Genomic DNA, 25,236 nt, shown 5'->3' on the forward strand with positions numbered 1-25,236 from the left:
GTGAACTAGGCTCTTGCCGTTCGTAGGAGAACGGGAGTGGGCCCGTGGCGGATCACGTGCTGGACGCCGACGCATCGGCGGCGGCCTCTGACGACGGCCCGTGGGGGCCGGCGTCGCAGACCCCGGCACACGGCACGCTGCCCCCCGGCCTGCCGGGGTTCGTCGGCCGCCGCCGCGAGCTCGAGGAACTGCGCGCCGACATCGACCGGCCGGGCCTGGCGGCCCTGCGCGGCCAGACGCCCGACGGCAGCCGCGTGCTCCTCGTGGCCGGCCGGCCGGGCTCGGGACGGACGGCGCTGGCCGTGCGGCTCGCCCACGAGGTCGCCGACCGCTACCCCGGCGGCCAGTTCTACGTACGGCTCAGCGAGAACGACGGCCGGCCGGTGCCGCCCGAGCAGTCCGCCCGCTCGCTGCTGCGCGCGATGGACGTCGAGGTCGAGCCGGCCGCGGAGCGCGAGGAACTGCAGGCCGCACTGCGCACCGCCCTGAACGGGCGCAAGGCCGTCCTCGTCCTGGACGACGTCGTGGACTCCCGCCAACTGCTGGACCTGATGCCCAAAGGCTCGGGGAACCTGCTGGTCGCCACGGCCGAGGGGCCGCTGCCCGGCGTCCACGACGTACGCCCGTGCACCCTGGGCGGGCTCGACCCGGTGGCGTGCGTCGACCTGCTGGCCGAGGCCGTGGGCCGGGTGCGGATCACCAACGACCCCCGGGCCGCGGAGGGCCTCGCCCAGGAGTGCGGCGGCCATCCCGCGGCGCTGCGCCTGGTCGCCGCGTGGCTCGCCGCCCAGCCCCGCACCTCCGTCGCCGAGGCCACCCGCAGGCTGCACGCCGACGCCACCGAGCCGGCCGCGGGACCGGCCACCCCCGCGGCCTCCGAGGGCGGCACGGCCACCCGGGGCGACGGCACGCTCCGCGCCGACGTCGGGTACCGCACGGGCAGCGGCCCGCTGCCGGAGGCGCTGCGCGGCCTGGCCGCGGACGGGCAGGCGCGGGTGCTGCGCCGGGCGGGCACGTCCGCCGACCCGACCGCGCGGAAGCCCGGCGGCGCGCGGGACGCCGACGGTTCCGGGGGAGCGGAGGAGAAGGGGAACGCCGCCCCGCCGCCCACCCCGCGCGCCACCCCCGCGCCGGAGCTGCTGCGCGCCTTCCGCTTCGTCTACGGAGCGCTGTCGCCCGCCGTGGCCCGCATGCTGCGCCTGCTCGCGCTCGCCCCCTCGGGCCTGACCGACGCGCAGACCGCCTCCGCCCTGGGCGGCTGCTCGGTCGAGGCCGCGCAGGCCACGCTCGCGGACCTGGCCGGCTGCGGGCTGCTGCACCCCGAGCCTGCGGCCGGCGACCTGGCGGCGCAGTACCGCGTGCCGGGCTGGCTGACCCCGCCGCTGCGGGCACTGCTGGAGAGCACGGAGAAGCCGTCCGAGGTGCAGCTCGCCCGCGCCCGGATGCTGGAGCGCACGGTACGGCTGCTGCACGCGTGCCGGATGTGCCTGGAGGGCGAGACGGAACCGGACGGGCTGCCCAAGTCGCTGCGCTTCCCCAGCCGTCCGGTCGCGGCCGGGTGGCTGCGGCTGCGGCTGCCGGTCCTGCTGGCCTCCGCACGGCTGGCGGTCGCGGACGGCGAGCTGGACACCCTGGCCCGCCGCCTCATGGCCGGGCTCGTCCGGGCCCTCGCCGCGGACCCCGACGGCGGCGCGACCGCGCCGGAGCGCTACCGGCTCCACCACCTGGTGCTGGACGTGGCCGAGCGGCGCGGGCTGCACCGCGAGAAGGCGGCGGCCCTGCTGAACATCGGCGACCTGGACGTGGAGGCGGCCCGCCCGCTCGACGCCCTCGACCGCTACCGGGCCGCGCTGGTGGCCTCCCGGGAGGCCTACGACGGTGACGCCGAGGGCCGCGCGCTGGAGGCCATCGCCGGGACCTACCTGGAGCTGGACGACCCGCAGCGCGCCTCCGACTGGTACGGCAGGGCGCTGGCCCTGCGGCAGGCCCGGGGCGAGGTGGTCCACCAGGCGCGGCTGCACTCCAGGCTCGGCGCCCTGTTCACCTACGCCGCCCACTACGGCAACGCGCTGCGCGAGTGGCGTGCCGCGGCGGCCGCCCACCGCCGGCTGAAGGACCTGCCCGCGCAGGCCCGCGCCCTCAGCGAGGTGGCCCGGGTCCAGGAGTACGCGGGCCACCCCGAGGACGCCCTGCGGACCTGCCGCGACGCCCTGTACTGGGCCCGGCAGGCGGGGGAGCGGCGGCTGGAGGGCGCCGTGCTGCTGCGCATGGCCGACACCCTGGACCGGCTCGGGGACCCGGCGGGCGCCCGGCTCCAGCGGGCCGCGGCGCGCCGTCTGCTGCCCGCCGAGGAGATTCCGCAGCCCGAGGAGGACTGAGCCCCTCTGTTTCCGGGCCCAAGGGCCCACCGGGGGCCCTCAGATCACGCCGTTCGCGGGCCGTACCTACGAAACTGCCAATGCCTTCGCTGAAAGTAGTCACTTTGTAAGGCTGGACAGTGACTCTTCCTTCACTACACTTGGTCACACCGCAGCACAACGCGGTCAGGTCCGACGTACTCCGTTATGGGGTGACATGTCCGGAGACCTGCACAAACCCTCCACTCCCGTGAACAGGACCGTGATCGACGTGAAGGTCGGCATCCCCCGCGAGGTCAAGAACAACGAGTTCCGCGTGGCCATCACCCCCGCCGGCGTGCACGAGCTCGTCCGAGGCGGCCACGAGGTCTTCGTCGAGCAGGACGCCGGCGTCGGCTCGTCCATCCCGAACGAGGAGTACGTCTCCGCCGGTGCGACGATCCTCCCGACCGCCGACGAGGTGTGGGCCGCCGCCGACCTGGTGCTGAAGGTCAAGGAGCCGATCGCGGAGGAGTACCACCGTCTCCGCAAGGACCAGACCCTCTTCACCTACCTGCACCTGGCGGCGTCCCGCGAGTGCACCGACGCGCTGCTGGAGTCCGGCACCACCGCGATCGCGTACGAGACCGTCGAGTTCGCCAACCGCCAGCTGCCGCTGCTCGCCCCGATGTCCGAGGTGGCCGGCCGGCTGGCCCCGCAGGTCGGCGCGTACCACCTGATGCGCTCGGCCGGCGGCCGCGGGGTGCTCCCCGGCGGCGTCCCGGGTGTGGCCCCGGCCAAGGCGGTCGTGATCGGCGGCGGCGTCTCCGGCTGGAACGCCGCGCAGATCGCCGTCGGCATGGGCTTCCACGTCACCCTGCTCGACCGGGACATCAACAAGCTGCGCGAGGCCGACAAGATCTTCGGCACCAAGGTGCAGACCATCGTCTCCAACGCCTTCGAGCTGGAGAAGGCCGTCCTCGACGCCGACCTCGTCATCGGCGCGGTCCTGATCCCGGGCGCCAAGGCCCCCAAGCTCGTCACCAACGAGCTGGTCTCCCGGATGAAGCCGGGCTCGGTGCTCGTCGACATCGCGATCGACCAGGGCGGCTGCTTCGAGGACTCCCGTCCCACCACGCACGCCGAGCCGACCTTCGCGGTGCACAACTCGGTCTTCTACTGCGTCGCCAACATGCCGGGCGCGGTGCCGAACACCTCCACCTACGCGCTGACCAACGCGACGCTGCCGTACATCGTCGAGCTGGCCAACCGCGGCTGGCGCGAGGCGCTGCGCCGTGACGCCGCGCTCGCCAAGGGCCTCAACACCCACGAGGGCCAGGTCGTCTACGGCCCGGTCGCCGAGGCCCACGGCCTGGACGCGGTCGACCTGGCCACCGTCCTCGGCTGACGCAGGCTGGTCGACTGATCGATTTTTCTCGCGTTGGCGTCAACTTGTCGCCAATCCGGTACGCACGGCCGGGTCTTGAGTCCCAAGGCCCGGCCGTTCGCGTGGAACCATACTGTTTTGCCGATTCGTCCCCCCGCGAAACATCCCCGGCGTCGTCGTTACACCCTTGACAGCGAGACGTTCGGTTGCCGACACATCGTGCCGTGTCCGGTGGATTGTGTTGCTGTGAACCACCGACACGCCATAGAGTCGCCAACCGTCGGCATGCTGCAACGCTGACCTATTGAGAAGTTTCCTGGTCACCAAGGAGGTAAGACGACTTGTGAATGAGTCGACATTTGCTCCCGGGGGTGGTCAGCCAGGAATGACCGTGCAGACCGACGGCTCCGCACGGCTCGAACCGGTGGCCTCCGTGGCCGTCCGGACGTTCGAGGCGCGCAGGACCGGGACAGACAACGAGACGCGTTACGCGAACCCCATGGCGCACTACGAAGAAGAGCTGCAGGACGGTCAGTTCTACGACCCCGACGCGGAGTACGAACCCGACCCCGAGTACGCGGCCACGCTGGCACCCGACGCGGCGCGGCAGCGCCGAGAGCGCGTGGGCCCCACCGGCCGCCCGTTGCCGTACTTCCCGATCCCCGGCCCACTGACGGACCACGGCCCGGCGAAGATCATCGCCATGTGCAACCAGAAGGGCGGCGTCGGCAAGACGACGTCCACCATCAACCTCGGTGCCGCGCTGGCCGAATACGGCCGCCGCGTCCTCCTGGTCGACTTCGACCCGCAGGGCGCGCTCTCCGTCGGCCTCGGCGTCAACCCGATGGAACTGGACGTCACGGTCTACAACTTGCTGATGGAACGCGGGCTCTCGGCCGACGAGGTGCTGCTGAAGACCGCGGTGCCCGGCATGGACCTGTTGCCCAGCAACATCGACCTGTCGGCCGCGGAAGTCCAGTTGGTCAGCGAGGTGGCCCGCGAGTCCTCGCTGCAGCGCGCGTTGAAGCCGCTGCTGCCCGACTACGACTACGTCATCATCGACTGTCAGCCCTCGCTCGGCCTGCTGACCGTCAACGCCCTGACCGCGGCCCACCAGGTGATCGTCCCGCTGGAGTGCGAGTTCTTCGCGCTGCGCGGTGTCGCGCTGCTCACCGAGACCATCGAGAAGGTCAGGGAACGGCTCAACCCCGAGCTGGAGCTGGACGGCATCCTCGCCACGATGTACGACTCGCGCACCGTGCACAGCCGCGAGGTCCTGGCGCGTGTCGTCGAGGCCTTCGACGACCACGTCTACCACACCGTCATCGGACGGACCGTCCGCTTCCCGGAGACCACGGTCGCCGGTGAGCCGATCACCACCTACGCCTCCAACTCGGTCGGCGCCGCCGCCTATCGCCAGCTCGCCAGGGAGGTGCTCGCCCGGTGTCACGCCGAGTGAGTCTCCCGGGGGCCGACGAACTGTTCCGCACCACCGGGGGGCGGGGGCTCCAGTCCGCGACGCCGCGGCAGCACGCCAACGGCGAGACTCCCGGCGCGGGCACCGGCGGCGGCCCCGGCACGGACTCCGGCGCGCCCGGCGAACGCCCGCTGCGGCCCGTGCCTGCCCCCGCCGAGGAGCCGGCGCCCGAGGAGGCGCCCGTCAGCGAGTCCGCGGCGCCCTCCGAAGCCGCCGAGCACGGCGGACGGGACGCCGGCACCGACGCCGGCACGGCGTCCGCCCCCGCGGCCCGCTCCGTCCCCGAGCAGGCGGGCCCGTCCGGTCCGACCGTCCGGCGCGGCCTGCAGGCCCCCGGAACGGGCTCCACGGGCCCCCAGGCGGCCCCGCAGCCGCCGCAGCCCCCGCAGCCGCGCCGCAAGTCCGGCCGGGCCCCCAGACGGCCCAGCGGGCGCGAGCGCCACGACGAGAAGATCACCGTCTACGTCTCCGCCGAGGAGCTCATGGACCTCGAGCACGCCCGCCTCGTCCTGCGTGGGGAGCACGGGCTCGCCGTGGACCGCGGGCGGATCGTCCGCGAAGCGGTCGCGGTGGTCCTGGCCGACCTCGAGTCCCGCGGCGACGCGAGCATCCTCGTACGCCGCCTGCGCGGCCGCTGACGCGCTCCGCGCGATACGGTGCCGTCCTCCGTACGGCCCCGTCAGCACCATCTGGACCCCCATGCCCCCCGACGACACCGCCAGCCCGCAGCGCTCCCGCCGCCTCCTCGGCCGCGGCCCCGGCGCGAACCCCGTGCCGCCCCCGGCCGTGGCCGACGAGGGCGCGGGCGACGCGGGCGGTGAGTTCGGCCACACCATGTCCGCGGCGGCGCCGTCACCCGACGGCGTCGAGGCCGCGGCGGAGGCCGTCCCGCAGCCCGAGGGGCACCTGCTCGTCGCGGACCCGCCGCCCGCACCGGAGGCGGGGGACGACGAACCCCCGGCCGCGCCGGACGGGCAGGCGCAGTCTGCCGGCGAGCCGGGCGACGAGGGGAGTGCCCAGGAGGGCGCCGCCGCGAACGACGGCCGGTTCACCGTCCGGCTGGCGAACTTCGAGGGCCCCTTCGACCTGCTGCTGCAGCTGATCTCCAAGCACAAGCTCGACGTCACCGAGGTCGCCCTGTCCAAGGTGACGGACGAGTTCATGGCGCACATCCGCGCCATGGGACCGGACTGGGACCTGGACCAGACCACGGAGTTCCTGGTCGTCGCCGCGACGCTGCTGGACCTGAAGGCCGCGCGCCTGCTGCCCGCCGCCGAGGTGGAGGACGAGGAGGACCTCGCCCTGCTGGAGGCCCGGGACCTGCTCTTCGCCCGGCTGCTCCAGTACCGCGCCTACAAGCAGATCGCCGCGATCTTCGCCGAGCGGCTGGAGGCCGAGGCGCTGCACCACCCCCGCACCGTGGGACTGGAGCCGCAGCACGCCGAGCTGCTGCCCGAGGTGGTGCTGAGCATCGGTCCGGAACGCTTCGCGCAGCTCGCCGTCAAGGCGATGCAGCCGAAGCCGAAGCCGCAGGTGTACGTGGACCACATCCACGCGCCGCTGGTGAGCGTCCGCGAACAGGCGGAGCACGTCATCGCGATGCTGCGCGAGCGCGGCGAGGCGAACTTCACGGAGCTCACCTTCGACGCCCCCGACACCCTGACGGTCGTCGCGCGCTTCCTGGCCCTCCTGGAGCTGTACCGGGAGAAGGCGGTCGCGCTCGACCAGGAGGAGGCCCTGGGCACGCTCCGGGTCCGCTGGACGGGCGGCGAGGCGGCACCGGCCCAGCCGCTCGTGACCGATGAATTCGACCAGGTGCCGGCCGCCGCGAAGGACGGGAAGGATGGCTGACGTGACGGAGGTGACCGGGATGACCGGGGTGACCGGGGCGGTCGAGGGGACCGGTGAGGCGGCGGAGGGCACGCCCGCGGGGCTGCTGTCCGTGGCGGAGCTGGAGCTGAGGCCCGCCCTGGAGGCGGTCCTGATGGTCGTCGACGAGCCCGTCACCGAGGAGACCCTGTCGAAGGTGCTGGAGCGCCCGCGCCGGGAGATCGCCACCGCGCTCCACGACCTCGCGGAGGAGTACGCCGCGCAGGGCCGCGGCTTCGACCTGCGCCTGATCGCGGGCGGCTGGCGCTTCTACACCCGGCCCGCGTACGCCGCGGCCGTCGAGAAGTTCGTCCTGGACGGCCAGCAGGCCCGGCTGACCCAGGCCGCGCTGGAGACGCTGGCGGTCGTCGCGTACCGGCAGCCGGTGAGCCGGTCCCGGGTCTCCGCGGTGCGCGGGGTCAACTGCGACGGCGTGATGCGCACCCTTCTTCAGCGGGGTCTGGTGGAGGAGTGTGGGACGGAAGCCGAGACAGGTGCGATCCTGTACAGGACGACGAACTACTTCCTGGAGCGGATGGGCCTGCGCGGCCTGGACGAGCTGCCCGAGCTCGCCCCGTTCCTCCCGGAGGCGGCCGCCGTCGAGGCGGACTCCCTGGAGGGCGTCCCCTCATTCGACCCGGACTCGACGACGGATACTTGATGCGAAGCAGTAGCGGCAGCGGCAGGAACAGCGGCGGCAACCGGAATCCCCGGGGTGCCGATGGGGGCACGTCCCGGTCCAGGACCGGGGGGCAGCGCGACGACCAGCAGAAGCGCGCGGGCCGGCCCCGTCCGGAGGAGCGGCGCTACGACGTCGGCGGCAGCTCCGGCGGCCCCGGTGGAGCGGGCGGAGCCGCCAGGCGCGGCACCGGTGGCAAGCCGGGCGGCACCGGTGGCAAGCCGGGCGGTGCCTCCGGCAAGCCCCGCAAGTCCACACCCGCGCGCCCGCGCGAACTCGACGCCCAGATCGAGGAGCGCAACCGCGAGCGGCACAGCAAGCCCAAGCTGAACCTCCCCAAGACCTTCCCCGGCGCCGAGCAGGAGGGCGAGCGCCTGCAGAAGGTGCTGGCCCGGGCGGGCATGGGCTCGCGCCGCGCGTGCGAGGAGCTGATCGAGCAGCGCCGCGTCGAGGTGAACGGCAAGATCGTCACCGAGCAGGGCCTGCGCGTGGACCCGGACAAGGACGAGGTGCGCGTCGACGGGCTGACCGTCGCCACGCAGTCGTACCTGTTCTTCGCCCTGAACAAGCCGGCCGGCGTCGTCTCCACGATGGAGGACCCCGAGGGCCGCCAGTGCCTCGGCGACTACGTCACCAACCGCGAGACCCGGCTGTTCCACGTCGGGCGGCTGGACACCGAGACCGAGGGCATCATCCTGCTCACCAACCACGGCGAGCTGGCCCACCGTCTCACCCACCCCCGCTACGGCGTGCAGAAGACGTACCTCGCCGCGATCAACGGCGTGCTGCCGCGCGACATCGGCAAGCAGCTCAAGAGCGGCATCGAGCTGGAGGACGGCTGGGCCCGTGCCGACAGCTTCCGCGTCGTGCAGCAGACCGGCAAGAACTACCTCGTCGAGGTGACCCTGCACGAGGGCCGCAAGCACATCGTCCGCCGCATGCTGGCCGAGGCGGGCTTCCCGGTCGACAAGCTGGTCCGCACCAGCTTCGGCCCGATCGCGCTCGGCGACCAGAAGTCGGGGTGGCTGCGGCGGCTCACCAACACCGAGGTGGGCATGCTCATGCGCGAGGTCGACCTCTGAGCCGTCCGGTCCCCGCCGTCACGGGCCGGTCCGCGCCCCCTGCCGGACCGGTTTTCTGACCGGCTTCTCATCGGATAAGGACTTTCCCGGAGGACGCCGTTCCGGGAAGGATGGCGCAATGACCATCCACGCCGAACGTCTGCGCGGGGCCGGGCTGCCCGAACTCTCCCCGGCCCTCGCCCAGCAGGGACACCCGTTGCTGTTCGCCACCGTCTCCGGTGCGCACCTGTACGGCTTCCCGTCCCGCGACTCCGACGTGGACCTGCGCGGCATCCACCTCCTCCCGCTGTCCGACCTGATCGGGCTGCGGGAGGGCGAGGAGACCCAGACCCGCATGTGGGAGCAGGACGGCCTCGAACTCGACCTGGTCACCCACGACCTGCTGAAGTTCGCCCGGCTCATGCTGCGGCGCAACGGCTACGTCCTGGAGCAGCTGCTGTCCCCGCTCGTGGTGCACACCAGCGGCGTCCACGCCCAACTGGTCGACCTGGCACCCGGGGTCATCACCAGCCACCACGCCCACCACTACCGGGGCTTCGCCCGTACCCAGTGGGAGCTGTACGAGAAGACCGGCGAGCTCAAGCCGCTGCTCTACACCTTCCGGGTGCTGCTGACCGGCATCCACCTGATGCGCACCGGCACCGTCGAGGCGCACCTGCCGACGCTGCTGGAGCACGTCACCGCCCCCGGGTACGTCCGCGAACTCATCGACGAGAAGGCCGTCGCCGAGCACGGCCTCGCCATGGACCTCGACCCGCGCCGCGTCCACGCCGACGTCGAGGCCCTGCACGCGGGTCTGGACGACGCGCAGCGGGACACCCGGCTGCCCGGCGAGCCGGCGGCCTACGACGCCCTCCACGACCTGGTCGTCCGCACCCGGGTGGCCGCGGCGTGAGACGGGCCGCCTCGGGGGCGATGACGGGGCTGGCGATCGGTGACGCGCTCGGTTTCCCCACGGAGTTCAACGACGTCCCGTCGATCCTCGCCAAGTGCGGTCCGTGGCGGGAGATGGAACTGCCCCGCCCGGCCTTCGTCACCGACGACACGCAGATGACGCTCGCCCTCGGCCGCGGGCTGCGCACGGCGATGGAACGAGGCCCCCTCACGCCGTCCCGGCTCGCCCGCCCGGTGCGCGAGGAGTACGTCGACTGGTACCACTCGCCCGACAACAACCGTGCCCCCGGCCGCACCTGCCTGGTCGCCTGCGAGAAGCTGGACCACCCGGACCGGCCCTGGCAGGAGGCCAGCCAGACAGGCTCCAAGGGCTGCGGCGCGAACATGCGGGTCGCCCCGGTCGGCCTCGTCCCCGGCCTGCGCCCCGAGGAACGGGCGGGGGCGGCCCAGTTGCAGTCCGCGCTCACCCACGGCCACCCCACGGCGCTCGCGGCCTCCGACCTCACCGCGCACGCCGTCCACCTGCTCGCGCGGGGCGCCGCCCCCGCGGAACTGACCGCCCTGCTGCGCGCCTACGCGATGGAGCAGCGCGACACGTACCACGAGTGGTGGCTCGGCGACCTGTGGCTGCGTGCCCAGGACCACGGCCCGGTGGCCTTCGTCCGGCGCGGCTGGGACGAGTGCCTCGGGGTGCTCGACCGCCTCGACGAGGCCCTCGCGGCGCCCGACCGGGAGGCCGACCCGTGCCTGGCCGGCGGCGCGGGCTGGATCGCCGAGGAGGCGTTCGCGACCGGCCTGCTGTGCTTCCTGCTCTTCCCGGACGAACCCGTCACCGCGGTGCGCCGGGCGGCGTGCTCCTCGGGGGACTCCGACTCGATCGCCTGCCTGACGGGCGCCTTCGCCGGCGCGCACCACGGCCTGGCGGCCTGGCCGGACGCCTGGGTGGAGCGGCTCGAGCACCGTGACGAACTACTGGCCCTCGGCGCCCTCTGGGACGGCGACGGCGGCTGACGCCCGCCGGACCCGGACGAGGAAGTCCTCGACGCGGGCCCGGTCCGGCTCGTCCGGGAGCGGACTGCGCGGGGCGGCGGCGTCGGCCTCCTCGCGCAGCCGGAGCATCCAGGACTCCGTCTCCGCCCAGCCGACCTCGCCCCGCTTGACCGCCAGCAGCCGCTCCCGGTGGTCGCCGACCCCTATGCGCAGTTCGCCGGTGCGGAGCAGGTCGCGGGAGCTGATCAGCAGGCGCAGCAGGTGCATGGCGTGCTTCCAGCGGGGCGCGCCGTGCGTGCGGACGTCGGCCTCCAGCTTCCGCAACTGGCCGGTGGCGTAGCGCGCGAAGCTCTCGTGGACGTGCCGGGACAGGAAGGCGCCGCGCAGGGCGAGCAGTTCCTTCCCGGTGTCGTCGACGTGCTCGACGAGGGGGGAGTGGAGGCACTCCAGGATGTTGGGGTTGGCGCGCAGCGCGAGCTCGCAGAACCGCTCCAGCTCCCAGGAGAACTGCTCGGGCTCCGGGCCGTCCACGTGGCGGGGCGGCTTGTCGAAGCGCCAGAAGAGCGGCGTGGGCGCCACGTACACCCCGCGACGGTCGGTGTCGCTGCCGTCCGTGGCCAGGCCGAAGGCGCGTGAGCCCATCACACAGGCGTAGACGGTGTGCCGGCGTACGAGGTCGTGGTCGCGCATGGACCGGGATCGTACGGGCTACACGAGGAGGATCTCGCCGTCTTTTTCGGTGATCTCCTTGGGGGGAAGCGGCTTCTTGGCCGGTCCCGCGGCCACCGAGGCGTCGGTGATGCGGAACTTGCTGCCGTGGCAGGGGCAGTTGATGGTGCCGTCGGAGACGGTGTTCACCAGGCAGCCCTGATGGGTGCAGACGGCGGAGAAGGCCTTGAACTCGCCGGCCTGGGGCTGGGTCACCACGACCTTCTTGTCCGTGATCACCGTGCCGCCGCCCACGGGCACGTCGGCCGCCTTCACCAGCACCTCGCCTTCCCCGGACGGGGGAGCGGAGGCCGGTGCCGAGGTCGGCGCGGAGACGGGCGCCGAGGCCGGTGGTGGCGCGGAGGTCGCCGCCGCGGGCGGCGCGCTCTCTTCGCCGTACTTGCTGCAACCCGCCAGCGCTGCAGTGGACAGCAGCACCATGCGTCGCTTCATGTCGTCACCCCGACCGTTCTGAAGAACCACAACGCGGACGTCAGCCACAGCACCGTCAGCGCCGTGAAGACCAGCCCGCCGACGACCGGCAGCAGCCAGCCCGGCAGTCGCTCGGCCCGCAGCAGCAGCATCTTTGCGGTGAATGCCCCGAAAAAGAAGCACCCGAGCAGCGAGTGCCACATCACGCGGCTGCTGTACGTCTGATAGCCCAACGCGTACAGGCAGTGCACGGCGACCGGGACGGCCAGCAGGAACGCGATCCGGCCCGACCAGCGGTGCAGCCCGCCGGTCCAGGAGGGGGCGCGGACGCCCGGCACCTTGCCGTACATCACCAGCGCCGAGACCGCCTGCACCACGGCGAAGGCGAAGGCGGCCGTGGCGAGCCAGGACTTGACCGCGCCCGTGCTGGAGAAACCGGCCAGGTTGAAGGCGGTGCCGGCCGGGTCGTGCACCCTGCCGTACGCGCCGAGGGCGACCGCGACCGCCGCGGCGGCGACCGCGGGGACGAGGAACACGGCGACCCGCCGCCGGGGGCGCGGTGACGGGGCCGGGAAGGACGTGGTGGCGGCGTTCGGGTCCGCGTTCATGGGGCGCTCCTGCTCCTGCCTGCGGGCGGACGGTCAGGGGATCGGCCGTGCGGTGAGCTGGGTGCCGTCGACGGTCACGGCGCCGGTGGCGGGGTCGATGGCGGGCGCCGCCGACGGTTCGCCGTCGCGCGAGACGATCCCCACCTGCTTGCCGTTCGGCAGCACGATCCAGCCGCCGACGACCCGCGCGCCGCGCACCGAGGCGGTCGCCCGGTACAGACCGGACGGCTTCACCGCGCGCTGCGCGGTGAAGGGCTGCTCCACGCCGGGCAGCCGCACCTCGCCGGTGACGCGGCCGCCCTCCAGGGTGCCCTCCAGCGAGGCGCCGCGGTCACCGGTCAGGCGCATGCCGCCGTCGTCCCGGACGTCGCCACGCAGCCAGGCCTCCTTGGTGCGCCCGTCGCAGACGTACGCGACGGCCTTGCCGTCGCGCAGCGCGATCGCGACGCTCGCCGCGTCGTCGCCGGTGCGGCCCGCGTAGTCCGCGTCCGGGCGGGGGACCGCGGTGCTGCGGGACGGCGAGACCGCGGGGGCCGACGACGGCGGGGCGGCGGACGGCGTCCGGCTCGCGGCCGGCGGGCCGCCGCCCTTCGTCCCCACCTGCGGCGGTTCCGTCGTCGCGTTGAGCGACAGCATGATCAGCGCGAGTGCCAGCCCCGCGAGGAGCGTGTAGAGCGGTCCGGAACGCTTCATGTCCGCCTCCCCCGAGGCCGCGCGGTCAGGGCACCATCGAAGCGGACGGCCCGCCCCGCGTCCAGGGGCGTGTCAGGACGAAGCGGCGCTCACGACCACACCGCCAGCGCCACCGCGCGGCCCTCCGCGTCCCGCTGCACCTCCAGCATCCCGACCACCGCGCTGCGGTTGATGCGCCCGTACACGTGCGGGAAGCGCGTCTCCTGCGGGACCCCCGGAGGCGGCACCGGATCGGCGTCCTCCCACAGCACACGGGCCTCCAGGGCCTCCTCGTCGATCAGCAGCACCATCAGCGGGCCCGGGGTGCCCCGGTAGAAGGCGTCGGCGACGGCGAGCGCAACCGCCTCGTCGGGCGCGCAGTGCACGAACCCGTCCTCGGCGAGCGACGAGGGCGCGTACGGACGGTCCGGGTCGCGCAGCCAGTCGTCCAGCGGAACAAGGTGGAAGATCATGCTTCATGGTGTACCGCAGCACCCCCGGCGTCTCGCAGGGCGGGCGTGTCCGCCGCGCTCCGTCTGCCCCGACTACGCTGACCAGGTACGTGCGCGCAGCAACACAGGGAGCGATGACGTGGCGGTACGAGCGGTCCGCGGAGCCGTCCAGCTGGAGCGGGACGAGGCGGAGCACATGCACGAGCAGGTCGCCGAGCTGCTCACCGCCATCCTGGAGCGCAACGGCATCGCGGTGGACGACCTGATCAGCGTGTGGTTCACCGCCACCCCGGACCTCCACAGCGACTTCCCGGCGGTCGCCGCGCGCAAGCTCGGCATCACCGACGTGCCGCTGATCTGCGCGCAGGAACTCGACATCGCCGGCGCCATGCCCCGGGTCGTGCGCATCCTCGCCCACGTCGAGTCCGGCCTGTCCAAGGGCGAGATCTCCCACGTCTACCTCGGCGCCGCGGCCGCCCTCCGCAAGGACATTGCCCAGTGAGAACCGCCCTCGTCATCGGCACCGGCCTCATCGGCACCTCCGCCGCCCTCGCGCTCGCCGCGCGCGGCGTCGAGGTCCACCTGGAGGACCACGACCCCGCCGTGGTGCGCACCGCCGCCGCGCTCGGCGCGGGCACCGACGAACCCCCGTCCGGCCGGGTCGACCTCGCGATCGTCGCCGTGCCGCCGGCCCACGTCGCCGCGACCGTCGCCGACGCCCAGCGCCGCGGGCTCGCCCGCGGCTACCTCGACGTCGCCAGCGTCAAGTCCGGACCGCGCCGCGACCTGGAGGCGCTCGGCTGCGACCTGACCTCGTACATCGGCACGCACCCCATGTCCGGCCGCGAGCGCTCCGGCCCCCTGGCCGCGACCGCCGACCTCTTCGAGGGCCGCCCCTGGGTGCTCACCCCGACCCCGGTCACCGAGACCGAGGTGCTCAACCTCGCCCTGGAGCTGGCCGCGCTCTGCCGCGCCGTCCCGGTCGTGATGGACGCCGACGCCCACGACCGCGCCGTCGCCCTCGTCTCGCACACCCCCCAGCTGGTCTCCAGCATGGTCGCGGCGCGCCTGCAGCACGCCGAGGACAGCGCGGTGCGCCTGTGCGGCCAGGGCATCCGCGACGTCACCCGGGTCGCGGGCTCGCAGCCCGGCATGTGGATCGACATCCTCTCCGCCAACCCCGGCCCGGTCGCCGACGTCCTCGCCGAGCTCGCCGCCGACCTGACGGAGACCGTCGAGTCCCTGCGGGCCCTGCAGTCCGCGGACGACGCCAAGCGCCGCGACGGCACCGCCGGCATCGAGGACCTCCTCCGCCGCGGCAACGCCGGCCGGGCCAAGGTCCCCGGCAAGCACGGCTCCGCCCCCAAGTCCTACGACGTCGTCGCCGTGCTCATCGGCGACCAGCCGGGGGAGCTCGCGCGGCTCTTCGCGGACACGGGGGCGGCGGGGGTCAACATCGAGGACGTGCGGATCGAGCATTCGACGGGGCAGCAGGCGGGTCTGGCTCAGTTGATGGTGGAGCCGGCCGCGGCGGCGCGTTTGTCGGCGGCGTTGCGGGAGCGTGGCTGGTCGCTGCGCGCCTGAGCGGGGGCCGGCGGACGGAGTCCGGCGCAGCCGTGCGAAGCCCGGGAGGCCCGCTCGGGGCCGAGTGGTGCGAGGGCGGCGTCGGGGATCGGGCCCAGCCGGGGGAGCTCGCGCGGCTCTTCGCGGACACGGGGGCGGCGGGGGTCAACATCGAGGACGTGCGGATCGAGCATTCGACGGGGCAGCAGGCGGGTCTGGCTCAGTTGATGGTGGAGCCGGCCGCGGCGGCGCGTTTGTCGGCGGCGTTGCGGGAGCGTGGCTGGTCGCTGCGCGCCTGAGCGGGGGGCCTGGGAATTCGTGGTACGGAGCCGAATGGGTGGGCCGGTAACCTTGTGGGGATGGCATTGCGCCAGCCGTGTACCTGCTCCATGCACAAGGAAGGTCCCCCGACTGTGTCGAATCCGGTGATCGTCGCGATCGACGGCCCCTCGGGCACTGGCAAGTCCAGCACTTCGAAGGCGGTCGCGGCCAAGCTCGGCCTGAGCTACCTGGACACCGGAGCGCAGTACCGGGCGATGACCTGGTGGATGCTGAGCAACGGCGTCGACGTGAACGACGCCGCCGCCGTGGCGACCGCCGCCGAGAAGCCGGTGATCGTCTCCGGGTCCGACCCGGCGGCGCCCACGATCACGGTGGACGGCGTGGACGCCTCCGGACCGATCCGCACCCAGGAGGTCACCGCGGCGGTCAGTGCCGTCAGCGCGGTGCCGGAGGTGCGCAGCCGCCTGGTCGGGCTGCAGCGCGACGCGGCCACTGCCGCGCCCGCCGGCATCGTCGTCGAGGGCCGGGACATCGGCACCACCGTGCTTCCGGACGCCACCGTCAAGATCTTCCTCACCGCCTCCCCGGAGGCCCGCGCCGCCCGCCGCGGCGGCGAGCTGAAGGCCACCGGCAGCGCCCAGGTCGACCTCGTGGCGACCCGGGAGGCCCTCGTACGGCGCGACGCGGCGGACTCCGGTCGCAAGACCTCCCCGCTGGCGAAGGCGGACGACGCCATGGAGGTCGACACCAGCGAGCTCACCCTCGACCAGGTCATCGAGTGCGTCGTCACCCTCATCGAGGAGAAGCGGGCGGCTTCGTGAGCGACTCCTCCGCGGTTCCGGGACCGAGGGGCGCGGCCGTCGGCCGCCGCCTCGGCATCGGGATCATCAACAGCCTCTGGCGCCCCCGGGTGCTCGGCGCCTGGCGGTTGCCCGCCTCGGGGCCGGTGATCCTGGCCGTGAACCACTCGCACTACGTGGACGGGCCGGTGCTCATGGGCACCTGCCCGCGCCCGGTGCACTTCCTGATCAAGAAGGAGGCGTTCATCGGGCCGCTGGACCCGTTCCTGCGTGGGATCGGCCAGCTCCCGGTGGACCGCCACAGCACCGACCGCACCGCGGTGACCAGCGCGCTCGGCGTGCTGGAGCGCGGCGGGGTCCTGGGGATCTTCCCCGAGGGCACCCGGGGCGAGGGCGACTTCGCCGACCTGCGGGCGGGCCTGGCGTACTTCGCGGTGCGCTCCGGCGCGCCCATAGTGCCGGTCGCGGTCCTCGGCACGTCCCGGCCGGGACGGCTGATCCGCGGCCTGCCGCCGGTGCGCGGCCGGGTCGACATCGTCTTCGGCGACCCCTTCGACGCCGGCGACGGCAGCGGACGCCGTACGCGTACGGCACTGGACGCCGCCACCGTGCGCATCCAGAAGCACCTGAGCGGACACCTCGAGTACGCCCGGCGCACCACGGGCCGCGCCTCCTAGCGTCGGCCTGATCCACACTGGGGCGTGCAAGCCCCCGCACATTTGACGATCGACGGAGAAGCTTTCATGGACATCGAGAACGAGTACGGCGAAGTCGGCGCGCTCGACGACGCCGAGTACGCCGAGTTCATGGAGCTCGCCGCCGAGGAGGGTTTCGACCTCGACGAGGTCGCGGGCGACCTCGCGGCCGCGGGCCACGGCCCGCTGCCGGTCGTCGCGGTTGTCGGCCGCCCGAACGTCGGCAAGTCGACGCTGGTGAACCGGATCATCGGCCGCCGTGAGGCGGTCGTCGAGGACCGCCCCGGCGTCACCCGCGACCGCGTCACGTACGAGGCCGACTGGAACGGCCGCCGCTTCAAGATCGTCGACACCGGCGGCTGGGAGCAGGACGTCCTCGGCATCGACGCGTCCGTGGCCGCGCAGGCCGAGTTCGCGATCGAGGCCGCCGACGCGGTGGTCTTCGTGGTGGACGCCACGGTCGGCGCGACCGACACCGACGAGGCCGTCGTCAAGCTGCTCCGCAAGGCCGGCAAGCCGGTCGTGCTGTGCGCCAACAAGGTCGACGGCCCCTCGGGCGAGGCGGACGCCGCCATGCTGTGGAACCTCGGCCTCGGCGAGCCCTTCCCGGTCTCGTCGCTGCACGGCCGCGGCACGGGCGACCTGCTGGACGCGATGCTGGAGGCGCTCCCCGAGGCGCCGATGCAGTCCTTCGCCAACGCCATCGGCGGCCCGCGCCGGGTCGCGCTGATCGGCCGCCCGAACGTCGGCAAGTCCTCGCTGCTGAACAAGGTGGCGGGCGAGGAGCGCGTCGTCGTCAACGAGCAGGCCGGCACGACCCGCGACCCGGTCGACGAGCTCATCGAGCTCGGCGGCAAGATCTGGAAGTTCGTGGACACCGCGGGCATCCGCCGCCGCGTCCACCTCCAGGAGGGCGCGGACTACTACGCCTCGCTGCGCACCGCGGCCGCCCTGGAGAAGGCGGAGGTCGCCGTCGTCCTGATCGACGCCGGCGAGACCCTCGCCGAGCAGGACACCCGCATCATCTCGCTGGCCGTCGAGGCGGGCCGCGCCATCGTCATCGCCTACAACAAGTGGGACCTGCTGGACGAGGAGCGGCGCTACTACCTCGAGCGCGAGATCGAGAAGGACCTCGTGCAGGTCCAGTGGGCGCCCCGGGTGAACGTCTCCGCCCGCACCGGCCGGCACATGGAGAAGCTGGTCCCGGCCATCGAGTCGGCCCTGGCGGGCTGGGAGACCCGGGTCCCCACCGGCCGTCTCAACGCCTTCCTGGGCGAGCTCGTCGCCGCCCACCCCCACCCGATCCGCGGCGGCAAGCAGCCCCGCATCCTCTTTGGCACCCAGGCCGGCACCAAGCCCCCGCGCTTCGTGCTCTTCGCCTCCGGCTTCCTGGAGGCGGGCTACCGCCGCTTCATCGAGCGGCGGCTGCGTGAGGAGTTCGGGTTCGTGGGGACGCCGATCCAGGTGTCGGTGCGGGTGCGGGAGAAGCGCGGCCGCAAGAAGTAGCCCTGCCGGGGCCGGACATGGTGCCGCCCGCCGGGTCGCCTCCCCAGGGGGGCGATCGGGCGGGCGGTTCGCCGTGCGGGGTGGGTCAGAGACCGCCGTGCATGCGGTTCTCCGCGAGGCCCGGGGGGAGGGCCGGGAGGTCGCCGCGGTGGCGGCCGGAGCGGTAGGGGGAGTTGACACCACCGCGGTCGGCGAAGCCGTTGAACTGCAGGTCCTCCTCGCCGGTGCGGTCGCCGGGGAGGGTGCGGAAGAGCCTGCGGTACTCGGAGTAGAGCGCGTCGTAGATCGGCGTGCCCTCGCTCACGGACGCCTCCTGCGCGGTGCGCATGGGGGGGATGGGGCTGCGGTACTGGGCTCGTGAGGAAGCGTCAAAGGTGTGCACGTCGTGGCAACGAGCGGCTCATCTGCGGGGATGCGGGTCGTACGGATGAATCACGCATATGCACTGCCATAGGCCAAAGGCGCGTACGGGCAGCCGTACGCGCCTTTGGCCGGAGCCGGGGGGATCAGGTGCCGGACAGCGGCATCGTCGCCGCGACGAGGAGTCCGTGCCCGCAGGCGCGTTCCAGGGCGTCGCGCAGCAGGTCCTCGCGGGGCTGCTGGCCGATGGTGCCGTGCGGGGCGGCGTACACGTACACCTCGTTGGACCTGTTGACCGCCTGGCGCCATCCCTCGCTCACCGCGAGCGGCTGGTGCGCCTGCCACCACGCGCCGGCGGAGCCGGGCTGCAGGATGGCGTGCAGCTGCCCCATGGCCAGCAGCACGGACCAGCCGGGCAGCGGGGAGGGCGGTGTGGACAGGTCGTTCACGGGGAGGAAGCCCTGCTCGATGAGGATCGGCAGGAAGTCGTCGCCGGGGCCGCTGTCGCCGGGGCGGGCGATCGGGCCGGTGGGCTCGATGACCAGGGCCGGGCACACCTCCTCCTTGATGAGGACGAGGCCGCAGGTGATGCCGAGCACCGCCTGGCGCGGAGCGGCGGCCGACGCGGCGCCGGTCGGCTCCTCACCCGCGATGCTCTGCACCGCGCCCTGCAGTTGCTCCTCCGAGACGGGCACGACCTGGGAGGGGATGCAGGTCGCGTGGGCGAAGGCGAGCACGGCGGTCTCCTCGCCGACGAAGAGCACCGTGCTGGTGCGCTCCGTGGCGGTGTCCCCCGGGGTACGGCAGGAGGTGCAGTCGTACGTGCCGGGCGCGCTGTCGCCCGCCAGCAGGCGTGCCGCCTCCTCATCGCCGATCTCGGCTCGTACCTCGTCGCTGACGTCGAGCATGGGCGGCACTGAAGCCTCCTTGAAATGTACGGCTACGGGCTCCTTTGCCGGGCCTCGCCCGGCACATAGTGACAACGGCCGATCTGTGGCGGGAGTCACGGCCTTCTTGGCGCGTGCTCGTGCGTCCGCGTGCGGAGGGTGAGCGGCGGTGCGGAGCCGGTCACTCCAAGTCCCACCTTTCACCCCGGGAAGCCTCCGTGCCTATGAGTCGGGTCACATGGCGCATATGCGCTGTGCGGATATGCCGCAAAAAACACCATCAATCCGGTGTCCTAAATAGGTCTTTACTCCCGGTAACCCTCAAGTGGCCTGCGGCGTAAGGGGTTTGTTTGGTGACGGAACGCGACCCTGCCTAGATTTGCCCGCCGTGTGCAGAGAGCACCACCCGGGAGGGCTCGCACGGAGGGCGACCGTGGATCCGAAATCCATCGGTCGGCGAGCGAAGGGGACGGGGGCCGCGCCGGATGCGTGGGAACCCCGTCCGTCGGGTGCCGTACCGGAGGTACGGCGCCATGGGGGAACCCCGGGTCCGTGGAGAGGGATTCCATGGCCGTATCAGCCAAGTACCGTCAGTCCGCAGTCGTAGCCGGCGTCACCGTGCTGACCCCGCTGGCCCTCATGGCCGTCGCGGGGCCCGCGAAGGCCGCCGACGGCGGGGTCTGGGACCGCATCGCGAGCTGCGAGAGCGGCGGGAACTGGCACATCAACACCGGCAACGGGTACTACGGAGGACTCCAGTTCTCGGCCGGGACCTGGCGCGCCTACGGCGGCACCGCGTACGCGGCGACCGCCGACCGGGCGAGCCGTGAGCAGCAGATCGCCGTCGCCGCCAAGGTGCAGCGGGCGCAGGGCTGGGGCGCCTGGCCCACCTGCTCCGCCCGCGCCGGCGCCTACGGGAGCGCACCCGCCCGCGGCACCGCCCCGGCCGCGCCCAAGGCGAAGCGGCACACCGCCCCGGCGCCCGCGAAGCAGTCGCGCGGCAGCGGCGGTCACGCCGACCGCGGCCAGAGCCGGGCGAAGGGGCACGGCAACTACAGCGTCCGCGGCGGCGACACCCTGAGCGGCATCGCGGCCGCCCACGGGACGACCTGGAAGAAGCTGTACGCCGTCAACCGGTCCGTGATCGGCGCCGACCCCAACCTGATCTACCCGGGACAGCGGCTGTCGATCTGACCTCCCGCGCACTCCCGGCCCTCCCGGCGGCCGTGCTCCGACCGGGTGGGCCGGGGGCGCGCACGGCGCGGCGGGCGACGGCGCCCGCCGCGCCGCGCCTAGCCTGGCCCGCATGTCCCGTCCCCGCCGTCTCGCGGTGACCGCTATCGCTCTGCTCGCCACGTGGGCGGCCCTGGCTCCCGGAGCGCGGGCCGACGGGCACGCCCCCGTCTGGCTGGAACTGGCGACCTGCGAGAGCAGCAACCGCTGGAAGACCAACACCGGCAACGGCTTCTACGGCGGGCTGCAGATCTTCCAGCCCACCTGGGTCGAGCACGGCGGTCTCGACCTGGCCGCCAGGCCCGACCGTGCGACCCCCGACCAGCAGATGACCGTCGCCGAGGAGATCCTCCGCAACCAGGGCTGGGAGGCCTGGCCGACCTGCGCGCAGCGCCTGCGGCTGGCCGGCCGGGCGCACGCGGTCCAGTCCGGCGAGACCCTGGAGGGCGTCGCCCGGCGCTTCAACGTCAGCGGCGGCGCGGCCGAGCTGTACCGGCTCAACCAGGACGTCATCGGCTCCGACCCGACCCGGCAGCTCACGCCCGGGACACTGCTGCGCCTGCCGCGCTGAGCCCGGTGGACCCCGGCCGGGAACGGCGGGTCCTGGTCACGATGTGCCTGAATTCATGTCATCTTATGGCCATGTCAGCCGATTAGTAGAAATGCGCCGTGGGCGGCAATACCCTGAACGGTCCGTCCGCCCCGAGCCGCGATGCGTGCGGCCCGCCGGTCCCGCCGCGTTCTTGGGTGCTCGCCGAACCGTCCGTCACCCGTCGGGCCCGTCCGTCCGTAGCCCGGTGGAGTGACGCGGCGAGCGGCCGCCGGGGCGGCTGGGTGACGGAGGGAGGCGACATGGCGCGCAATTGCTTCGACGTGCCACAGCTGAGCCACCGTGCCTGACGGGCGCGATCCGGAAGGATACCGACCGGTCACAAGGACATCACAATGCGTACACGGCGAGGGGCAGGGAAGGTGGACGAACGCAACCTAAGGGCCGAGGCCGTCGTCTTGCCTGCACTAGGTGCGGGCGGGAGTCCGCGGGGAGCGGGAGAACACGGGGACGCATGCGCATTTCCATACTGATTCACAACGCCTACGGGGTCGGTGGCACCATCCGCACGACCTACAACCTGGCCGGCGCCCTGGCCGAGCGCCACGAGGTCGAGATCGTCTCCGTGTACCGCCACCGCCACGAACCTGCCTTCTCCCTCGACCCCCGGATCCGGCTGCGGCACCTGGTGGACCTGCGCAGGGGCAGCGCCACATGCGACCTCGACGACCCGCTGTACCACCGGCCGGCGAAGGTCTTCCCCTCCGGTGAGAACCGCTACGAGCAGTACAGCGCCCTCACCGACCAGCGGATCGCCGCCCACCTCGCGGCGCTCGACGCCGACGTCGTCATCGGCACCCGCCCCGGGCTGAACGTCCACATCGCCCTGCAGGCGCCGCGTCACGTGGTCCGGATCGCACAGGAGCACCTGACGCTCGACGCCCACTCGCTGGCGCTGGTCCTCAGGCTGCGCCGGCTCTACCCCCGGCTGGACGCGGTCACCACCACGACCGAGGCCGACGCCGTCTCCTACCGCCGCAGGCTGTGGCTGCCCGGCGTACGGGTGCTCGCCCTGCCGAACAGCGTCCCCGACCCGGGTGTCGCGCCCAGCGCCCTGGACGCCAAGTACGTGGTCGCGGCGGGCCGGCTGGCCCCGGTCAAGCACTACGGCGACCTCATCAGGGCCTTCGCCAAGGTCTCGGTCGAACGCCCGGACTGGGGCCTGCGGTTATACGGCACCGGTGGGCAGCAGGAGAAGCTGGAACAGCTCATCGAGCGCCTGGAACTCGGCGACCGGGTGACGATGATGGGGATGGCGACGCCGATCGAGCCGGAGATGGCCAAGGGCTCGCTGCTCGCGGTCTCCTCCAGCATGGAGTCGTTCGGCATGACGATCGTCGAGGCGATGCGCGTGGGGCTGCCGGTGGTCAGCACCGACTGCCCGCTCGGTCCCGGCGAGATCATCAGCGACGGGGTCGACGGCCTGCTGGTGCCGCCGCGTGACGTCGACGCCCTCGCCGCGGCCATGCTCCGGCTGATCAACGACGACGAACTGCGCCGCCGGATGGGCCGGGCGGCCCTGGACAAGGGCGCCAGGTACGACCCCGCGGAGATCGCCAGGAGCTGCGAACGCCTGCTGGAGGAGCTGCTGGCCCGCCGGGCGGGCCCCTCGGGGCGGCTGCGCGCGGCCGGGCGCCACGTCGGCGGAGTGGGGATGGGCGTGGTGTACGCGGGCAAGGACCTCGCCCGCGCGGCGAAGCGCCGGGCCCGCAGACTGCGCAAGAAGCTGCGGGCCGCGGTGCGCAGGCGGCTCGGCGGGCGGACGCGGAAGGGCTGGACCCCGGGCGGGTGACGGTGCTGCCGGTGCCGCGGCCCCGCTTCGTCAGTCCTGGCCGCCGGCACCGGGCTCGACGGCGTCGCGGCGGCCGGTGGAGCGTGCCTGGTCGAGGGCGGCGACCTCCGGGTGGTGCAGGTCGAAGGCGGGGGACTCGGAGCGGATCTGCGGCAGCGTCGAGAAGTTGTGCCGTGGTGGCGGGCAGGAGGTCGCCCATTCCAGCGATCGGCCGAAGCCCCAGGGGTCGTCGACCTCCACCCGCCGGCCGTACTTGGCGGTCCGCCACACGTTGTAGAGGAACGGCAGGGTGGACAGGCCCAGCAGGAACGCCCCGATCGTCGAGATCGTGTTGAGCACGGTGAAGCCGTCCGCCGCCAGGTAGTCGGCGTACCGCCGGGGCATGCCCTCCGCGCCCAGCCAGTGCTGGACGAGGAAGGTGGTGTGGAAGCCGACGAACAGCGTCCAGAACTGGATCCTCCCCAGCCGTTCGTCGAGCATCTTGCCGGTGAACTTCGGCCACCAGAAGAAGAAGCCGGCGAACATCGCGAAGACCACCGTCCCGAAGACCACGTAGTGGAAGTGGGCCACCACGAAGTACGAGTCGCTGACCTGGAAGTCCAGCGGGGGCGAGGCGAGGATGACTCCGGTGAGGCCGCCGAACAGGAAGCTCACCAGGAAGCCGACGGCCCACAGCATCGGTGTCTCGAAGGACAGCGAGCCGTGCAGCATCGTGCCGATCCAGTTGAAGAACTTCACCCCGGTCGGCACCGCGATCAGGAACGACAGCAGCGAGAAGAACGGCAGCAGCACGGCGCCGGTGACGAACATGTGGTGCGCCCACACCACCATCGACAGCCCGGTGATGGCCGTCGTCGCGCCCACCAGCGTCGCGTAGCCGAACACCGGCTTGCGCGAGAACACCGGGATGACCTCGGTGATGATGCCGAAGAACGGCAGCGCGATGATGTACACCTCCGGGTGGCCGAAGAACCAGAACAGGTGCTGCCACAGCAGGGCCCCGCCGTTGCCCGGCTCGAAGACCAGCGAGCCGAAGCGCCGGTCCGCCTCCAGCACCAGCAGCGTCGCCGCGAGCACCGGGAAGGCCATCAGCACCAGCACCGAGGTGAAGAGCACGTTCCAGGTGAAGATCGGCATCCGGAACATGGTCATGCCCGGCGCGCGCATCCCCACGATCGTCGCGACGAAGTTGACCGCGCCGAGGATGGTGCCGAAGCCCGACAGTGCCAGCCCCATGATCCACATGTCGGCGCCGATCCCGGGCGAGCGGGTGAGGCTGTTCAGCGGCGCGTAGGCGAACCAGCCGAAGGAGGCGCCCCCGGTCGGCGTCAGGAGGCTCCCGAGCACGATCAGGCCGCCGAAGAGGAACAGCCAGTACGACAGCATGTTCAGCCGGGGGAAGGCGACGTCGGGCGAGCCGATCTGCAGCGGCATGATCTCGTTGGCGAAGCCCGCGAAGGTCGGGGTGGCGAAGAGCAGCAGCATGACCGTGCCGTGGATCGTGAACAGCTGGTTGTAGCCGTCGTTCGACATCAGCTGCAGGCCGGGGCGGGCGAGCTCGGCGCGCATCAGCAGCGCCATGAGTCCCGCGGCGAGGAAGAAGCCGAACGACGTGATCAGGTAGAGGTGCCCGATCTTCTTGTGGTCGGTGGTGGTCAGCCAGTCCACCAGCAGCCGTCCCGGCCGCCGGGGCGCCGCCGCCCGATCGGCCGCGGTCTGCGCTGCGTACGTCCCCATCGGCGCGTTCCCTCGCGGTAGGAGATCCTGCCGGCACTCGGTCTTCCGTACTCGTATCTTCCGTACTCGTATCTTCCGTACAGTCTCGGGCAGACGACCCGTCATGTGCTGGACCGGGACGGAACGGACGTGCCGCGCGCCGTCGGCGCGCCATTGAGTGGAGGGTCGAACGAAAGTACGATAAA

The 25,236-nt window shown here is 72.8% G+C and carries 26 protein-coding genes; 18 read left to right on the plus strand and 8 right to left on the minus strand.

The window, feature by feature from the left end; genetic code table 11:
- Nucleotides 1-44 precede the first annotated feature (44 nt).
- The 9 genes from OG937_32780 to OG937_32820 all read left to right on the plus strand — a co-directional run bounded on the left by OG937_32780 (nucleotide 45) and on the right by OG937_32820 (nucleotide 10,735).
- A complete protein-coding gene (locus tag OG937_32780; GenBank protein WUD76128.1) occupies nucleotides 45-2,378 on the plus strand; it encodes an NB-ARC domain-containing protein in 2,334 nt (777 codons plus the stop codon).
- A 250-nt stretch (nucleotides 2,379-2,628) separates the two neighbouring features.
- Complete coding sequence (gene ald / locus OG937_32785) at nucleotides 2,629-3,744, plus strand: alanine dehydrogenase (protein ID WUD78965.1); 1,116 nt, start codon at nucleotides 2,629-2,631, stop codon at nucleotides 3,742-3,744.
- A 364-nt stretch (nucleotides 3,745-4,108) separates the two neighbouring features.
- Complete coding sequence (locus OG937_32790; GenBank protein ID WUD76129.1) at nucleotides 4,109-5,182, plus strand: ParA family protein; 1,074 nt, start codon at nucleotides 4,109-4,111, stop codon at nucleotides 5,180-5,182.
- Nucleotides 5,167-5,838 carry a hypothetical protein gene (locus OG937_32795; GenBank protein ID WUD76130.1) on the plus strand — a complete coding sequence of 224 codons (672 nt, stop codon included), beginning with the start codon at nucleotides 5,167-5,169 and terminating at the stop codon, nucleotides 5,836-5,838. The genes OG937_32790 and OG937_32795 overlap by 16 nt, the downstream gene beginning before the upstream one ends.
- A gap of 61 nt (nucleotides 5,839-5,899) precedes the next feature.
- The gene (locus OG937_32800) at nucleotides 5,900-7,051 is read left to right on the plus strand and encodes a segregation/condensation protein A (protein ID WUD76131.1); all 1,152 of its coding nucleotides are present in this window, start codon (nucleotides 5,900-5,902) and stop codon (nucleotides 7,049-7,051) included.
- Between the two features lie 19 nt (nucleotides 7,052-7,070).
- Nucleotides 7,071-7,730 (plus strand): SMC-Scp complex subunit ScpB, encoded by a 660-nt coding sequence (scpB, locus tag OG937_32805; GenBank protein ID WUD78966.1) that lies wholly within the window; start codon nucleotides 7,071-7,073, stop codon nucleotides 7,728-7,730.
- The gene (locus tag OG937_32810; protein ID WUD76132.1) at nucleotides 7,730-8,830 is read left to right on the plus strand and encodes an rRNA pseudouridine synthase; all 1,101 of its coding nucleotides are present in this window, start codon (nucleotides 7,730-7,732) and stop codon (nucleotides 8,828-8,830) included. The genes scpB and OG937_32810 overlap by 1 nt, the downstream gene beginning before the upstream one ends.
- Nucleotides 8,831-8,948: 118 nt before the next feature.
- The gene (locus tag OG937_32815; protein WUD76133.1) at nucleotides 8,949-9,725 is read left to right on the plus strand and encodes a nucleotidyltransferase domain-containing protein; all 777 of its coding nucleotides are present in this window, start codon (nucleotides 8,949-8,951) and stop codon (nucleotides 9,723-9,725) included.
- Nucleotides 9,726-9,745: 20 nt separating this feature from the next.
- Nucleotides 9,746-10,735 carry an ADP-ribosylglycohydrolase family protein gene (locus OG937_32820; GenBank protein WUD78967.1) on the plus strand — a complete coding sequence of 330 codons (990 nt, stop codon included), beginning with the start codon at nucleotides 9,746-9,748 and terminating at the stop codon, nucleotides 10,733-10,735.
- Here the strand turns inward: OG937_32820 and OG937_32825 are convergent.
- The 5 genes from OG937_32825 to OG937_32845 all read right to left on the minus strand — a co-directional run bounded on the left by OG937_32825 (nucleotide 10,694) and on the right by OG937_32845 (nucleotide 13,607).
- Nucleotides 10,694-11,404 (minus strand): nucleotidyltransferase domain-containing protein, encoded by a 711-nt coding sequence (locus tag OG937_32825; GenBank protein WUD76134.1) that lies wholly within the window; start codon nucleotides 11,402-11,404, stop codon nucleotides 10,694-10,696. The genes OG937_32820 and OG937_32825 overlap by 42 nt on opposite strands.
- An 18-nt stretch (nucleotides 11,405-11,422) precedes the next feature.
- Nucleotides 11,423-11,875, minus strand: a complete 453-nt coding sequence (locus tag OG937_32830) for a Rieske (2Fe-2S) protein (GenBank protein WUD76135.1) — start codon at nucleotides 11,873-11,875, stop codon at nucleotides 11,423-11,425.
- A complete protein-coding gene (locus OG937_32835) occupies nucleotides 11,872-12,462 on the minus strand; it encodes a DUF6529 family protein (protein WUD76136.1) in 591 nt (196 codons plus the stop codon). Before OG937_32835 ends, OG937_32830 begins: the two co-directional genes overlap by 4 nt.
- Nucleotides 12,463-12,495: 33 nt before the next feature.
- Entirely contained in the window at nucleotides 12,496-13,155 is a 660-nt protein-coding gene (locus OG937_32840; protein ID WUD76137.1) for a hypothetical protein, read from the minus strand.
- 89 nt (nucleotides 13,156-13,244) lie between these two features.
- Nucleotides 13,245-13,607 carry a DUF952 domain-containing protein gene (locus OG937_32845; GenBank protein ID WUD76138.1) on the minus strand — a complete coding sequence of 121 codons (363 nt, stop codon included), beginning with the start codon at nucleotides 13,605-13,607 and terminating at the stop codon, nucleotides 13,245-13,247.
- Nucleotides 13,608-13,725: 118 nt separating this feature from the next.
- Here OG937_32845 and aroH point away from each other — a divergent pair, with 118 nt between their 5' ends.
- From aroH to der, 6 genes are all read left to right on the plus strand, one after another.
- Entirely contained in the window at nucleotides 13,726-14,088 is a 363-nt protein-coding gene (gene aroH / locus OG937_32850; GenBank protein WUD76139.1) for a chorismate mutase, read from the plus strand.
- Entirely contained in the window at nucleotides 14,085-15,170 is a 1,086-nt protein-coding gene (locus OG937_32855) for a prephenate dehydrogenase (protein ID WUD76140.1), read from the plus strand. The genes aroH and OG937_32855 overlap by 4 nt, the downstream gene beginning before the upstream one ends.
- Before the next feature lie 32 nt (nucleotides 15,171-15,202).
- Entirely contained in the window at nucleotides 15,203-15,448 is a 246-nt protein-coding gene (locus tag OG937_32860) for a hypothetical protein (GenBank protein ID WUD76141.1), read from the plus strand.
- A 90-nt stretch (nucleotides 15,449-15,538) separates the two neighbouring features.
- On the plus strand, nucleotides 15,539-16,252 hold the full coding sequence (gene cmk, locus OG937_32865; GenBank protein WUD76142.1) for a (d)CMP kinase: 714 nt from the start codon (nucleotides 15,539-15,541) through the stop codon (nucleotides 16,250-16,252).
- The gene (locus OG937_32870; protein WUD76143.1) at nucleotides 16,249-16,908 is read left to right on the plus strand and encodes a 1-acyl-sn-glycerol-3-phosphate acyltransferase; all 660 of its coding nucleotides are present in this window, start codon (nucleotides 16,249-16,251) and stop codon (nucleotides 16,906-16,908) included. The genes cmk and OG937_32870 overlap by 4 nt, the downstream gene beginning before the upstream one ends.
- Before the next feature lie 66 nt (nucleotides 16,909-16,974).
- Nucleotides 16,975-18,432 carry a ribosome biogenesis GTPase Der gene (gene der / locus OG937_32875; protein ID WUD76144.1) on the plus strand — a complete coding sequence of 486 codons (1,458 nt, stop codon included), beginning with the start codon at nucleotides 16,975-16,977 and terminating at the stop codon, nucleotides 18,430-18,432.
- Nucleotides 18,433-18,517: 85 nt separating this feature from the next.
- On the opposite strand, the gene OG937_32880 is transcribed toward der, so the two are convergent.
- The gene (locus OG937_32880; GenBank protein ID WUD76145.1) at nucleotides 18,518-18,760 is read right to left on the minus strand and encodes a hypothetical protein; all 243 of its coding nucleotides are present in this window, start codon (nucleotides 18,758-18,760) and stop codon (nucleotides 18,518-18,520) included.
- Between the two features lie 178 nt (nucleotides 18,761-18,938).
- Complete coding sequence (locus tag OG937_32885; GenBank protein WUD78968.1) at nucleotides 18,939-19,700, minus strand: hypothetical protein; 762 nt, start codon at nucleotides 19,698-19,700, stop codon at nucleotides 18,939-18,941.
- Nucleotides 19,701-20,246: 546 nt separating this feature from the next.
- On the opposite strand from OG937_32885, the gene OG937_32890 reads away from it, so the two are divergent.
- From OG937_32890 to OG937_32900, 3 genes are all read left to right on the plus strand, one after another.
- Nucleotides 20,247-20,873, plus strand: a complete 627-nt coding sequence (locus OG937_32890) for a transglycosylase family protein (protein WUD76146.1) — start codon at nucleotides 20,247-20,249, stop codon at nucleotides 20,871-20,873.
- A 112-nt stretch (nucleotides 20,874-20,985) separates the two neighbouring features.
- Complete coding sequence (locus OG937_32895) at nucleotides 20,986-21,483, plus strand: LysM peptidoglycan-binding domain-containing protein (protein ID WUD76147.1); 498 nt, start codon at nucleotides 20,986-20,988, stop codon at nucleotides 21,481-21,483.
- A gap of 493 nt (nucleotides 21,484-21,976) precedes the next feature.
- Nucleotides 21,977-23,314 (plus strand): glycosyltransferase family 4 protein, encoded by a 1,338-nt coding sequence (locus tag OG937_32900; GenBank protein ID WUD76148.1) that lies wholly within the window; start codon nucleotides 21,977-21,979, stop codon nucleotides 23,312-23,314.
- A 30-nt stretch (nucleotides 23,315-23,344) separates the two neighbouring features.
- Here OG937_32900 and ctaD read toward each other — a convergent pair whose 3' ends face one another.
- Complete coding sequence (ctaD, locus tag OG937_32905; GenBank protein WUD76149.1) at nucleotides 23,345-25,051, minus strand: cytochrome c oxidase subunit I; 1,707 nt, start codon at nucleotides 25,049-25,051, stop codon at nucleotides 23,345-23,347.
- Between the last annotated feature and the right edge of the window lie 185 nt (nucleotides 25,052-25,236).

This window comes from Streptomyces sp. NBC_00510 (assembly GCA_036013505.1).
In the GTDB taxonomy this organism is placed as follows: Bacteria; Actinomycetota; Actinomycetes; order Streptomycetales; family Streptomycetaceae; genus Actinacidiphila.